Annotated in this window: 9 protein-coding genes; 8 read left to right on the top strand and 1 reads right to left on the bottom strand. The window is 73.3% G+C overall.

All coding sequences use genetic code 11. The features are described from left to right. Positions 1-66: 66 nt before the first annotated feature. The 5 genes from D3P35_RS04100 to D3P35_RS04080 all read left to right on the top strand — a co-directional run bounded on the left by D3P35_RS04100 (position 67) and on the right by D3P35_RS04080 (position 8192). Complete coding sequence (locus D3P35_RS04100) at positions 67-1074, top strand: AAA family ATPase (RefSeq protein ID WP_370030206.1); 1008 nt, start codon at positions 67-69, stop codon at positions 1072-1074. Continuing rightward, on the top strand, positions 1071-1976 hold the full coding sequence (locus D3P35_RS04095) for a DUF58 domain-containing protein (RefSeq protein ID WP_118133197.1): 906 nt from the start codon (positions 1071-1073) through the stop codon (positions 1974-1976). Before D3P35_RS04100 ends, D3P35_RS04095 begins: the two co-directional genes overlap by 4 nt. Positions 1977-2289: 313 nt before the next feature. Next, entirely contained in the window at positions 2290-5169 is a 2880-nt protein-coding gene (locus tag D3P35_RS04090) for a DUF4159 domain-containing protein (RefSeq protein ID WP_118133196.1), read from the top strand. Between the two features lie 2 nt (positions 5170-5171). Beyond that, on the top strand, positions 5172-7274 hold the full coding sequence (locus tag D3P35_RS04085) for a hypothetical protein (protein ID WP_118133195.1): 2103 nt from the start codon (positions 5172-5174) through the stop codon (positions 7272-7274). 228 nt (positions 7275-7502) lie between these two features. Further along, positions 7503-8192 (top strand): hypothetical protein, encoded by a 690-nt coding sequence (locus D3P35_RS04080; protein WP_157982029.1) that lies wholly within the window; start codon positions 7503-7505, stop codon positions 8190-8192. On the opposite strand, the gene D3P35_RS04075 is transcribed toward D3P35_RS04080, so the two are convergent. Further along, positions 8152-8865 (bottom strand): DUF599 domain-containing protein, encoded by a 714-nt coding sequence (locus D3P35_RS04075; protein WP_232830373.1) that lies wholly within the window; start codon positions 8863-8865, stop codon positions 8152-8154. The genes D3P35_RS04080 and D3P35_RS04075 overlap by 41 nt on opposite strands. Before the next feature lie 114 nt (positions 8866-8979). On the opposite strand from D3P35_RS04075, the gene D3P35_RS04070 reads away from it, so the two are divergent. Genes D3P35_RS04070 through glcF form a run of 3 tightly spaced genes read left to right on the top strand, consistent with a single transcriptional unit; the run spans position 8980 to position 12847 of the window. Continuing rightward, a complete protein-coding gene (locus tag D3P35_RS04070) occupies positions 8980-10413 on the top strand; it encodes an FAD-linked oxidase C-terminal domain-containing protein (RefSeq protein WP_118133193.1) in 1434 nt (477 codons plus the stop codon). After that, positions 10413-11540: an FAD-binding protein gene (locus tag D3P35_RS04065; protein ID WP_118133192.1), complete on the top strand. Its 1128-nt coding sequence runs from the start codon at positions 10413-10415 to the stop codon at positions 11538-11540. The genes D3P35_RS04070 and D3P35_RS04065 overlap by 1 nt, the downstream gene beginning before the upstream one ends. After that, entirely contained in the window at positions 11540-12847 is a 1308-nt protein-coding gene (gene glcF, locus D3P35_RS04060) for a glycolate oxidase subunit GlcF (RefSeq protein ID WP_118133191.1), read from the top strand. Before D3P35_RS04065 ends, glcF begins: the two co-directional genes overlap by 1 nt. The last annotated feature ends 7 nt before the right edge of the window (positions 12848-12854 follow it).

Genomic DNA, 12854 nt, shown 5'->3' with positions numbered 1-12854 from the left:
CACGGGCCCCAGCGGGAGTTTTACGGCATGAGCGAATTCGGGGCGAAGACCGGCGCGCAGGACGGCGTGGAAGACGGCGCGGCACTGCTCGGCGAGATCGAGGCCACCGGAGCGCGGCTGGCGCGGGCGCGCGAGGAGATCGCGCTCCGCGTCATCGGCCAACAGGAGGTCGTGGACCTCACGCTCATCACCCTGCTCTCGGGCGGGCACTGCCTGCTCGTCGGCGCCCCCGGCCTCGCGAAGACCCGGCTGGTGGAGACGCTGGGCACCGTCACCGGGCTCGACGGCGCGCGCATCCAGTTCACGCCGGACCTCATGCCGGCCGACATCCTCGGCGCCGAGGTGCTGGAGACGGCGCAGGACGGCTCCCGCGCCTTCCGCTTCATTCAGGGCCCGATCTTCTGCCAGCTGCTGATGGCCGACGAGATCAACCGCGCCAGCCCGCGCACCCAGTCCGCCCTGCTGCAGGCGATGCAGGAGCGCCATGTCACCGTGGCCGGCGCGCGGCGCGACCTGCCGGTGCCCTTCCACGTGCTCGCCACCCAGAACCCGATCGAGCAGGAGGGCACCTACCCGCTGCCCGAGGCCCAGCTCGACCGTTTCCTGCTGCAGGTCGACGTGACCTACCCCGACCGCGCCGCCGAGCGCGAGATCGTGCTCGCCACCACCGGCCTCGCCGAGAGCACGCCGAGTGCGGTCTTCGACCCGGCGAGCCTGATGGCCGCCCAGCAGCTGGTGCGGCGCCTGCCGGTGGGCGAGGCGGTGGTCGACGCGATCCTCGACCTCGTGCGCTCCGCCCGCCCGGGCGAGGAGGGCGCCTCCGAGCGGGTGAACCGCGCGGTGAGCTGGGGCCCCGGCCCCCGCGCCGCCCAGGCGCTGATGCTCGCGGTGCGCGCCCGCGCCCTGCTGCAGGGCCGGCTCGCGCCCTCGCTGGAGGATGTGGTGGCGCTGGCCCGCCCGGCGCTCAAGCACCGCATGGCGCTGGGCTTTGCCGCCCGCGCCGAGGGCCAGACGCTGGAGAGCGTGATCGACGAGCTGGTCGACACCGTGACCCGCCGGGCCGAGGCGGCATGAGCGCAGGCGCGTCTCGCCCCGGCGGCACCGCGGAATGGCTGCGCCGCGACGCGGAGCGCATCTCCGGTGCGCTGCCGCCGCTGATGGCCGAGGCCGAGCGGCTGGCGCATACGGTGGTGGCGGGCGTGCACGGCCGCAGGCGCGCGGGGCCGGGCGAGAGCTTCTGGCAATACCGCCACGCCGTGCCGGGCGACAGCGCCGCCGCGATCGACTGGCGGCACTCCGCGCGCTCGGATTCCTACTACATCCGCGAGATGGAGTGGGAATCGGCCCAGAGCGTGCAGATCTGGGCCGATGACGCCCAGGCGATGGACTACCGCTCCGACGCCGCCCCCCGTTCCAAGGCCGACCGCGCGGCGCTGCTGGCCCTCGCCCTTTCGGTGCTGCTGGTGCGCGGCGGCGAGCGCGTGGGGCTGATGGGCTCGGCCCAGTCGCGCCCGCGGCCGGGCGAGAACCAGCTCACCCGCATCGCGCTCGAGCTCTCCCGCGGCCGCGAGGAGCGCCCCGATTACGGCGCGCCGCCGGCCGACCCCCTCACCCGCGGCGGCCGGGCCGTCTTCCTCTCCGATTTCATGGGCCCGAGCGCCGACCTGTTCGACGCCATCGCCCGGGCGGCGGAATCCGGCGTCTCCGGCGCGCTGGTGCAGATCCTCGACCCGGCGGAGGAGAGCTTCCCCTTCGACGGCCGGCTGATCTTCCGCTCCATGGCCGGCGTGGTCGATTTCGAGACCCAGCGCGCCCGCGCCCTGCGCGAGGCCTATGTCTCCCGCCTTGCCGAGCGGCGCGAGATGCTGGCCGAACGCGCGCTGCGCTCGGGCTGGCAGTTCCTCCAGCACCGCACCTCCGAGAGCCCGCGCAAGGCGCTGCTCTGGCTCTACATGGCCGTCGGGGGAGACCGGTGACGGCCCGCGGGGCCGGCACGGCGGGCGCGCCCGAGCGCGACCAACGCAAGGAGGGCGTGTCTGCGGGCCGCCGGCGGGTGGCCGCCTCCGGGCGCCACGCAAAGCCAGGCGCCTCCGGCCGCCATGCAAATCCCGGCGCCTTCGGGCGCCACGAAAAGCCGGGCGCACCCGCGCGCCAAGAACAGTCGGGCGCCTTGGGGCGCCGCCAACAGCCGGGCGCCTTGGGGCGCGCACAGACTGCGATCCGCCTCCGCGCCGGGGCGGCAGGGCCGGCCGAACGGGCGCGGTCCGGATGCCGGACAGGGAATAGCCGATGCTGAGTCTCGGAGCCTTCGCCTTTCTCAACCCCTGGCTGCTGGTGGCCCTCGCGGCGCTGCCGGCGCTGTATTTCCTGCTCAAGGCCACGCCTCCGGGGCCGCGGCGCCTCGCCTTTCCCGGCGTGCGCCTGCTCCTCGGCCTGCGCGACCCGGAAAAGCAGCCCGAGCGCACGCCCTGGTGGCTGCTGCTGCTGCGCATCCTCGCGGTGGCCGCCGCCATCCTCGGCTTCTCCGACCCGGTGCTGAACCCGCGCCAGCCCATCACCGGCTCCGGCCCGGTGCTGGTGGTGCTCGACGGCGGCTGGGCCTCGGCGCCGGACTGGGCAGACCGCCAGGCCCGCGTGCGCGAGCTCCTCGAGCAGGCCGGCCGGGCCGAGCGCCCGGTGGCCCTCGTCTCCCTCGCCGACCCCGTGCCGGCCGAGCCGCGGCTCGACCTGCGCCCGGCCTCCGACTGGCTGGGCCGGCTCTCCGGCCTGCGCCCGCGCGCCTGGGCGCCGGACCGCGCCGGCTGGGCCGAAACGCTGCAGGCCGCCGTGGCCGAGGCCGGGCAGGTCGACACCTGGTACCTGCGTGACGGGCTGGCCGACGGCGACGAGGAAGGCTTCACCGACACGCTCGCCGGCTTCGGCCCGCTCACCGTCATCGGGCCCGAGCGCCTCGCCATCGGCCTGAAGCCCGCGCGGCTGGAGGACGGGCTGTTGCGCGCCGATATCGCCCGCGCCCCCGGGCAGGGGCCGCGCAGCGTGCAGGTCGCCGCCATCGGCACCGACCCCGGCGGGCAGGAGCGCAGGCTCGCCCTCGCCTCCGCCGATCTCGCGGAGGGGGACACCTCCGCCACGGTGGATTTCGACCTGCCGCTGGAGTTGCGCAACCGCATCACGAGGCTCACCATTCCCGCCGAGGCCTCGGCCGGCGCCGTCACCCTCACCGACGAGGCGATCCGCCGGCGCAAGGTGGGGCTTATGGCCGGCGCCCAGGCGCAGGAGGGCCAGCAGCTGGTCTCGCCGCTGCACTACCTGCGCCAGGCCCTCGCGCCCACGGCCGAGGTGATCGAGGCGCCGCTCTCCGAGATGCTCGCCGCCAGCCCCGATGTGCTGGTGCTGGCCGACGTGGGCGTGCTCGCGCCCGCCGAGCACGAGGCGCTGCAGTCCTGGGTCGACGCGGGCGGGCTGCTGATCCGCTTCGCCGGCCCGCGCCTCGCCGCCTCCAGCCAGGGCACGCAGGAGCTCGACCCGCTCCTGCCCGTGCGCCTGCGCGAGGGTGGCCGCTCGGTGGGGGGCGCCATGTCCTGGGGCGCGCCGCGCACCCTGCGCGCCTTCCCGCGCTCCGGCCCCTTCGCCGGCCTGCCCACGCCCGGGGAGGTCACCATCACCCGCCAGGTGATGGCCCAGCCCGACCCCGACCTGCCGGACCGCATCTGGGCGGCGCTGGAGGACGGCACGCCCCTCGTCACCTCCCGCGAGGAGGGCGAGGGCCGGGTGGTGCTGTTCCACGTCACCGCCAATGCCGAATGGTCGAGCCTGCCGCTCTCCGGCCTTTTCGTGCAGATGCTCGAGCGCCTCGCGGTGAGTGCCCGCGCCGGCGCGCCGGACGCGGGCGCGCTCGAGGGCACGGTCTGGACACCGGAGCTGGTGATCGACGGCTACGGCCGCCCGATCGACGCCAGCGCCGTGGCGGGCGTGAGCGGCGCGCGGCTGGCCGAGGGCCGGCCGGGCCCCGACGCGCCTCCGGGCATCTATTCCGCCTCCGACCGCACGGTGGCGATCAACCTGCTCGGCGAGGAGAGCACGCTCGCGGCCGCCGCCGCGCCCCCCGCCGGCGCGCGGGTGGAGCAGCTCGGCGCCACGGCCGAGACCGGGCTCAAACAATGGTTCCTCATCATGGCCATCCTGCTGCTTGCCGCCGATCTTCTCGCCACGCTCTGGCTCGGCGGCCGGCTGCGCGGCGGGCGGCCCACCCATGCCGGGCATGTGGCCGGGCTCACGCTCGCCGCCGGGCTCGCCGGGCTGCTGGCCCTCGCCGCACCGCAGGCGGCGCAGGCTCAGGCCCAGCAGCAAGCGCAGCAGCCGGCGCAGGCCGGCCCGCAGGTGGTGCCCTTCGAGGACCCGCCGAAGGAGGGCGACGACCGCGCCGTCACTGCCACCACCGAGACCGTGCTCGCCTATGTGCTGACCGGCGACCAGCGGGTGGACCGGGTGAGTGCCGCCGGCCTCTCCGGCCTCTCGCGCATGCTCGCCGCCCGCACCGCCATCGAGCCGGGCGAGCCGATGGCGGTGAACATCGAGAGCGACGAGCTCGCCTTCTTCCCCATGCTCTACTGGCCGATCTCCGAGCTGCAGCCCATGCCGAGCCCGCAGGCGGTGGCGAAGCTCAACGCGTACCTGCGCGGCGGCGGCATGATCGTGTTCGACACGCGTGACGCCGATCTCGGCGCCGGCCTCGGCACCGGCACGCCCAACGGCAAGGCCCTGCAGCGCATCGCCGCCCAGCTCGACATTCCGCCGCTCGAGCAGGTGCCGGACGACCATGTGCTCACCCGCGCCTTCTACCTGCTGCAGAGCTTCCCCGGCCGCTACGCCGAGGGCCCGGTCTGGGTGGAGGCCGCACAGGACCCCAACACGGTCGACGGCATGCCCTTCCGAAACCTCAATGACGGCGTGACCCCCGTGGTGATCGGCTCGAACGACTGGGCCGCCGCCTGGGCGCTCGACGAGAACGGCCGCACCATGTTCCCCGTCGGCCGCGCGCTCGGCGGCGAGCGCCAGCGCGAGATGGCCTGGCGCTTCGGCATCAACCTCGTGATGCACGTGATGACCGGCAACTACAAATCCGACCAGGTGCACGTGCCCGCCCTCCTCGAACGACTGGGACAGTGACGATGGATCTCAACGCGAGCCTCGGATTCGACCCTCTCGTGCCGCTGGCGCTGCTGGCGGTGCTGGCGGCGCTGGCCCTGCTCCTCACGCTGGTGGCGGCCTGGCGGCGCGGGCGCGGCTGGTGGCTGCGCGGGCTCGCCTTCCTCTGCCTGCTCGCCGCCCTCGCCGGCCCCTCGCTGCAGAGCGAGGAGCGCGACGGGCTCGCCGACATCGCCTTCCTGGTGATCGACGAGAGTGCGAGCCAGGACATCGAGGACCGGTCGCAGGTCTCGGCCGAAACCGCAGAGCAGATCGAGGCCGAGCTGCGCCGCCTCTCCGAGGCCCGCCCGGGCGAGGCGCCGGTCGAGACCCGCGTGGTGCATCTCGCCCCCCCCGACGGCGTGTCCGACGACCCCGGCACGCGGCTGATGACAGCCCTCTCCGACGCCGCCGCCGAAGTGGCGCCGGACCGGATCGCCGGCGCCATCCTCGTGACCGACGGCGAGGTGCATGACCCCGACGTGCTCTCCGAGTTTCCCGCCCCGGTGCACGTGCTTCTCACCGGCCGCGCCGATGAATGGGACCGTCGCCTGAAGGTGGAGACCGCGCCGGCCTTCGGCATCGTGGGCGAGGATGTCACCCTGCGCGTCTCGGTGGAGGCGCTGGGCCGCCCGCCCGCCTCCGCCGCGCAGGACGCCGAGATCCGCGTGGCGGTGGATGGCGAGGAGACCGCGCGCATCCCCGTGCCGGTGGGCCGCACGGTCGACATCCCGGTGAACATCGCCCATGGCGGCGCGAACGTCATCCAGCTCACCACCCCGGTGCGCGAGGGCGAGCTGACCGAGCGCAACAATTCCGCCGTCATCTCGGTGAACGGCGTGCGCGACCGTCTGCGCGTGCTGCTCGTCTCCGGCGAGCCGCACCCCGGCGAGCGCACCTGGCGCAACCTGCTCAAGGCCGACCCCTCGGTCGACCTCGTGCATTTCACCATCCTGCGCCCGCCGGAGAAGCAGGACGGCGTGCCGGTGTTCGAGCTCTCGCTCATCGCCTTCCCCACGCGCGAGCTGTTCATGGACAAGATCGACGAGTTCGACCTCATCATCTTCGACCGTTACCGCCGCCGGGGCGTGCTGCCGCGCGCCTATCTCGCCAACGTGGCCCGCTACGTGGAGGAGGGCGGCGCGGTGCTGGTGGCTTCGGGCCCGGCCTATGCCGGCATCGAGAGCCTGCACCGCACCCCGATCCGCGACGTGCTGCCGGCCGAGCCCACGGCGCGCATCCTCGAGGAGGGGTTCCGCCCGCATGTCTCGCGGCTCGGCTTCCGCCACCCGGTGACCGAGGGGCTGGAGGGCGCGGTCTCGGCCGACGAGAGCGGCCCGACCTGGGGCCGCTGGTTCCGCCTCATCGAGATGCAGGCCGAGCGCGGCGAGACGGTGATGGAGGGCCCGGGCGACCGGCCGCTGCTGGTGCTCGACCGGCCGGGCGAGGGGCGCGTGGCGATGCTCGCCTCCGACCATGCCTGGCTCTGGTCGCGCGGCTACGAGGGGGGCGGGCCGCAGGCCGAGCTCCTGCGCCGGCTCGCGCACTGGCTGATGAAGGAGCCCGAGCTGGAGGAGGAGGCGCTCACCGCCTCGGTGTCGGGCGCGCAGGTGCAGGTGAACCGCCGCTCGCTCGAGGACCTCACCTCCGACCTCACCGTGGTCAGCCCCTCGGGCGAGGAAAGCGTCGTGCCCTTCACCCTGCAGCGCCCCGGCCGCTGGACCACCACCTTCACCGCGCAGGAGCAGGGGCTCTACCGGCTGTCGGACGAGGCGCACGAGATCGTGGTGGCCGTCGGCCCGCCCTCGCCGCGCGAGTTCGAGAACCCGATCTCCACCGGTGACATCCTCGCCCCGCTGGTCACCGCCACCGACGGCGGCATCCTGCGGCTGGCCGAGACCGGCGTGCCCGAGATCCGCCGCGTGCGCGAGGACAGGGTGGCCGCCGGCCGAGGCTGGATCGGGCTCGCCGAGCGCGAGGCCTACACGGTGCGCGACATCAGCCTCACCCCGCTCGCGCCGGGCTGGCTGATGCTCGCGCTCGCGGCGGCACTCACCCTCGGCGCCTGGCGTCTGGAGGGGCGCTGAGCCGGGCCGGGCGGGCTGCCGCTGCGGCAGCATGTCGCTGAAACGACGGCCGATGTAACGACGTTGCGGGAAACGTACGCAATGGATGTATGATGTCGGGGTGAATCAGTCGGATCCGGGGCTGCCAGGAGGCTTCCCGCCGTGCGCGGCGGAGAATGCCTGATCAGCCAGGTCGCGGGTCGCGTTCGCCTCTGTCGAGCTCGTGCTGGACCCCGGGGGGTCACGGATATGATGCATACCCTGATAAGGTCGACCGCCGACCCGGAGGCTCCGGGGCTTTCCGTCGTGCTCGAACTGGGGGTGGACATGGGCCTGCGCGTGCGCCGCATCGCCGCCGCGCTGGGCCCCGCGCAACTCGTGCTCAGCCTGCCCCGGGCCGAGCCCGTGCGGCGGGTGCTGCGCGCCTCCATCGCCGAGCGGCTGGAGGAGGAGTGCCGCCAGCTTGCCGGGCGCGAGGGCGGGCCGGACATCTCCTTTCCGGCCGAGAGCCTGCGCACGCCGGGCCTGCGGCTCGAGGGCGTGACGCTGCGCATGCTGCGCCGCCCGGGGCGGCGCCAGCGCATCATGCTCACCGCGCGCTCGGCCGAGGGCACGCTGGTGTCGCTGCTCAGGGACGGGTTCCTGCCCTCGGGCAGCATCGAGCGTGAGTTCGAGGCGCTGGCCGACCGGGCGCTGGAGCGCTTCTACCTGCCGATCGCCAACCTCAACTACCTGCTCGACGAGGTGCTTGACGGCGGAAATGCCGTGAGCCAGGCGCAGGTGCTCGCGGCGCTCGAGCGGCTGCGCTCGCACACGCTCTCGGTGCAGGCGGAGTTTTCCTCGCTTATCGCCGAGCTTGCTCCCGAGCGCGGCGCCGCGGTGCCTGACCCCGTCAGCTTCAGCGCAGCCCGAGCACCACGGCCCGGGACTGAGAGTTGAATTCCCGCCGGTAGAGCGTGAACAGCGTGAAGAGCGTGGCCACCACCAGCGCCTCCGGCCCCAGCAGCCAGGAGAGACCGGCGAGGGCGAAATACACCGCCCGCAGCCCGCGGTTGAAGCTGCGCGCCGCGTAGATGTTGAGATAGCCCGCCTTGCGCGCGATCTCGTGCATCTCCTCCGTCACCCCTTCCGGACCGAGGTTCGGCACCGAGGCCATCACCACGGCGCAGTAGCCGAACAGCCGGTGCGACCAGACGAATTTCAGGAAGGCCGAGGCGAGGATGATCACCACCAGCAGGATCTTCGCCTCCCAGACCACCCGCAGCGAGGCGCCGTCCACGTTCAGGTCCTGCGCGACGGAAACCAGCCGGTCCGTCTGCCCCAGCAGCGCCAGCCCGCCGCCGATGGCGATCATGCAGGCCGAGCCGAAGAAGCTCGGCCCCTGGCGCAGGGTGTTGAGGATGTTGGTGTCGAAGATGCGCACGTCGCGCAGGCACATCTCCTGCATCCACGAAAGCCGGTAGGACTGCATGAGCATGTGCATCGACGGCCGGCGCTTCGGCGCGTGCTCGATCACGTAGCCCGAAATCGCCCAGGCCAGCAGCAGGAACGCCCCGGCAAAGGCATCCCGCAGGGTGAAAAAACTGCTCAGTGTGAAGATTTCGGGCATCATGCAGCACTGATACCGTGGCCCGGTGGCTTTGCAAAACCATGAATTGGTAATATGAAGTCACCAATATCGCCAGACCCGCCGCCACGGCCGCGGCCGCCACAAGGGAGGACAGCCATGGAAATGCCAACCCCCGATGCCAGCATCCTGGCCCGCAAGCCGCAGATCGTGGCGCGGCTGGAGGCCGTGCTTCCCCCCGGCGCGGTGATCTCCGACCCGATGGAAACCCGCGCCTATGAATGCGACGGGCTCACCGCCTATCGCTGCCAGCCGCTGGCCGCCGTGCTGCCCGCGAGCACCGAGGAGGTGGCCGCCGTGCTGCGCATCTGCCACGAGGAGCGGGTGCCGGTGGTGCCGCGCGGCTCGGGCACCTCGCTCGCCGGCGGGGCCATGCCGACGGCCGACAGCGTGATCCTCGGTGTCGCGCGCCTCAACGCCGTGCTCGAGACATCCTATGACGACCGTTACATCCGCGTGCAGACCGGGCGCACCAACCTCTCGGTCACCGGCGCGGTGGAGGCGGACGGGTTCTTCTACGCCCCCGACCCCTCGAGCCAGCTCGCCTGCGCCATCGCCGGCAACATCGGCATGAACTCCGGCGGGGCGCATTGCCTGAAATACGGCGTGACCACCAACAACCTGCTCGGCGTCACCATGGTGATGATGGACGGCGAAGTGGTCGAGCTCGGCGGCGCGCATCTCGACGCGGCGGGCTACGACCTCCTCGGCGTGGTCTGCGGCTCGGAGGGGCAGCTCGGCGTGGTGACGGAAGCCACCCTGCGCATCCTGCCCAGGCCCGAGGGCGCGCGGCCCATCATGCTGGGCTTCGATTCCAACGAGGTCGCCGGCGCCTGCGTGGCCGACATCATCCGCGCCGGCGTGCTGCCGGTGGCGATCGAGTTCATGGACCGCCCTTGCATCCGCGCCTGCGAGGCCTTCGTGCACGCCGGCTACCCGGACGTGGAGGCGCTGCTGATCGTCGAGGTCGAGGGCTCGGAGGAGGAGATCGCCTCCCAGCTCGCCCGCATCCGCACCATCGCCGAGCGGCACTCCCCCTCCGAGCTGCGCGAGAGCGAGAGCGCCGAGCAGTCGGCGCTGATCTGGAAGGGGCGCAAGGCGGCCTTCGGCGCCATGGGCCAGATCAACGACTACATGTGCCTCGACGGCACCATCCCGGTGAGCGCGCTGCCCATGGTGCTGCGCCGCATCGAGGAGCTTTCGGCGCAGTACGGGCTGGAGGTGGCCAACGTGTTCCACGCCGGTGACGGCAACATGCACCCGCTCATCCTCTTCAACGCCAACGTGCCGGGCGAGCTGGAGAAATGCGAGGCGCTGGGCGCCGACATCCTGTGCCTGTGCGTGGAGGCCGGCGGCTGCCTCACCGGCGAGCACGGCGTGGGGGTGGAGAAGCGCGACCTGATGAGCGTGCAGTTCTCCCCCGTCGACCTCTCGGCCCAGATGGACGTGAAGGACGTGTTCGACCCCGGCTGGCTGCTGAACCCGGCGAAGGTCTTCCCCCTCGCGGCCTCCGAAGCGCGGCGCGCCTCGTGATGCGGCCGGGCACGGAACAGGAGCTGGCCGAGGCGGTGCGCGACGCGCGCGGGCCGCTGTGCATCTCCGGCGGCGGCACGCGGCAGGGGCTGGGAAACCCGGTCACCGGCGAGCTGCTCTCGGTGGCGGGGCTCTCGGGCATCACGCTCTACGACCCCGGCGCGCTCACCCTCGTGGCGCAGGCCGGCACGCCGCTGGCGGAGGTGGAGGCGGCGCTGGCCGCCGAGGGCCAGATGCTGCCCTTCGAGCCGATGGACCACCGCGCGGTGCTGGGCACCTCCGGCACGCCCACCGCGGGCGGCATGGTGGCCTGCAATGTCTCCGGGCCGCGGCGCATCCAGGCGGGTGCCTGCCGCGACAGCCTGATCGGCATCCGCTTCGTGAACGGCGGCGGCGAGGTGGTGCGCAACGGCGGGCGGGTGATGAAGAACGTCACCGGCTACGACCTGGTGAAGCTGCTCGCCGGCAGCCACGGCACGCTGGGCGTGCTCACCGAGGTGGCCTTCAAGGTGCTGCCCCGGCCGGAGACCTGCCTCGCCCTGCGTATCGACGGGCTCGACGATGCGGGCGCCGTGGCGGCGATGACCGTGGCGCTCGGCTCGCCCTGCGAGGCGAACGGGCTCGTCCACCTGTCCGGCCCGGCCGAGACCTGGATGCGCCTCGAGGGCTTCGCCGACGCGCTGAAGGTGCGCGCGGGCAAGCTCGCCGCGCTGCTCTCCGCCCGCTGCGGGGTGTCGGCCGAAATCATCGAGGCCGAGCCCGCCCGCGCCGCCTTCGAGGGGTTTCGCGACCTCGCCTGGGCGGCGGGCCAGCCGGGGGATCTCTGGCGCGTCTCCGTCGCGCCCTCCGCCGGCCCGGCGCTGGCCGCGCGGCTGCGTGCCGCCGGGGCAGGGGAGATCGTGTTCGACTGGGGCGGCGGCCTCGTCTGGGCGCTGGCGCCCGAGGGCACCGACCTGCGCCCCGCCCTTGCCGGCCCCGGCCACGCCACGCTGGTGCGCGCGGGCCCGGAGACCCGCCGCGCCCTCGGCGCCTTCCAGCCCGAGGCCCCGGCCATCGCCGCCATTTCCCAAGCCTTGCGCGCGCGCTTCGACCCGCGCGGCATTCTCAACCCCGGACGGATGGGCTGATGCAGACCAGTTTCACCGAGACCCAGCTCGCGGACCCCGCGATCGCCCGCTCGAACCGCATCCTGCGCTCCTGCGTGCATTGCGGCTTCTGCACCGCCACCTGCCCCACCTACCAGGTGCTGGGCGACGAGCTCGACAGCCCGCGCGGCCGCATCTACCTCATCAAGGACATGCTCGAGAGCGGCCGCCCCGCCGACGAGAAGACCGTGAAGCACATCGACCGCTGCCTCTCCTGCCTCGCCTGCATGACCACCTGCCCCTCGGGCGTGCACTACATGCACCTGGTCGACCACGCGCGCGAGCATATCGAGAAGACCTACCGCCGCCCTTTCATGGACCGCGCCATCCGCTGGACGCTGGCGAAGGTGCTGCCCTACCCGGGGCGCTTCCGCCTCGCGCTGTTCGGGGCGAAGCTGGCGCGGCCCATCGCGGGGCTCCTGCCCGGCACGCTGGGCGCCATGGTGCGCTTCGCCCCGCGCGAGGTGCCCCCGGTCTCGCGGCTCGACGACCCCCAGGTGTTCCCGGCGCAAGGCACGCGCCGCGCCCGGGTGGCGCTGCTCACCGGCTGCGCGCAGCGCGCGCTCGACACCGAGATCAACGCCGCCACCATCCGCCTGCTCACCCGGGCGGGGGTCGAGGTGGTGATCGCCCGCGGCATGGGCTGCTGCGGCGCGCTCACCCATCACATGGGCAAGACCGATGACAGCCACGCCCAGGCCGCGCGCAACATCCGCGCCTGGATGGCCGAGAAGCGCGCCGGCGGCCTCGACGCCGTGGTGATCAACACCTCCGGCTGCGGCACCACGGTGAAGGATTACGGCCACATGTTCGCCGGCACCGACCTCGCGTCGGACGCGGCCGAGGTGGCGGCCCTGGCGCGCGACGTGACCGAGCTCGCGGCTCAGCTCGGGATCGGCGGCGCGGCGCCGCGCCTGCGCGTGGCCTACCACGCCGCCTGTTCGCTGCAGCACGGCCAGAAGGTGACGGCCGCGCCCAAGCAGCTGCTGAAGGCAGCGGGCTTCGAGGTGGTGGAGCCGGCGGACGCGCACCTGTGCTGCGGCTCGGCCGGCACCTACAACCTCATGCAGCCCGAGATCTCGGGAAAGCTGAAGGAGCGCAAGCTCGCCACGCTCGCGGCCACGCAGCCGCAGGTGATCGCGGCCGGCAACATCGGCTGCATGATGCAGCTGCGCTCGGGCACCGGCACGCCCGTGGTGCACACCGCGCAGCTGCTCGACTGGGCCACCGGCGGCCCGGTGCCCGCGGGGCTCGAGGCGGTGGTGCCGCCTGCCGTCGCGGCGGAATAGGCCGGGG

The organism is Oceanicella sp. SM1341 (genome assembly GCF_003448965.1).
GTDB lineage: Bacteria > Pseudomonadota > Alphaproteobacteria > Rhodobacterales > Rhodobacteraceae > Paroceanicella.
The sequence above is the reverse complement of the archived record's forward strand: the minus strand, read 5'-3'. Positions and strand labels throughout refer to the sequence as shown.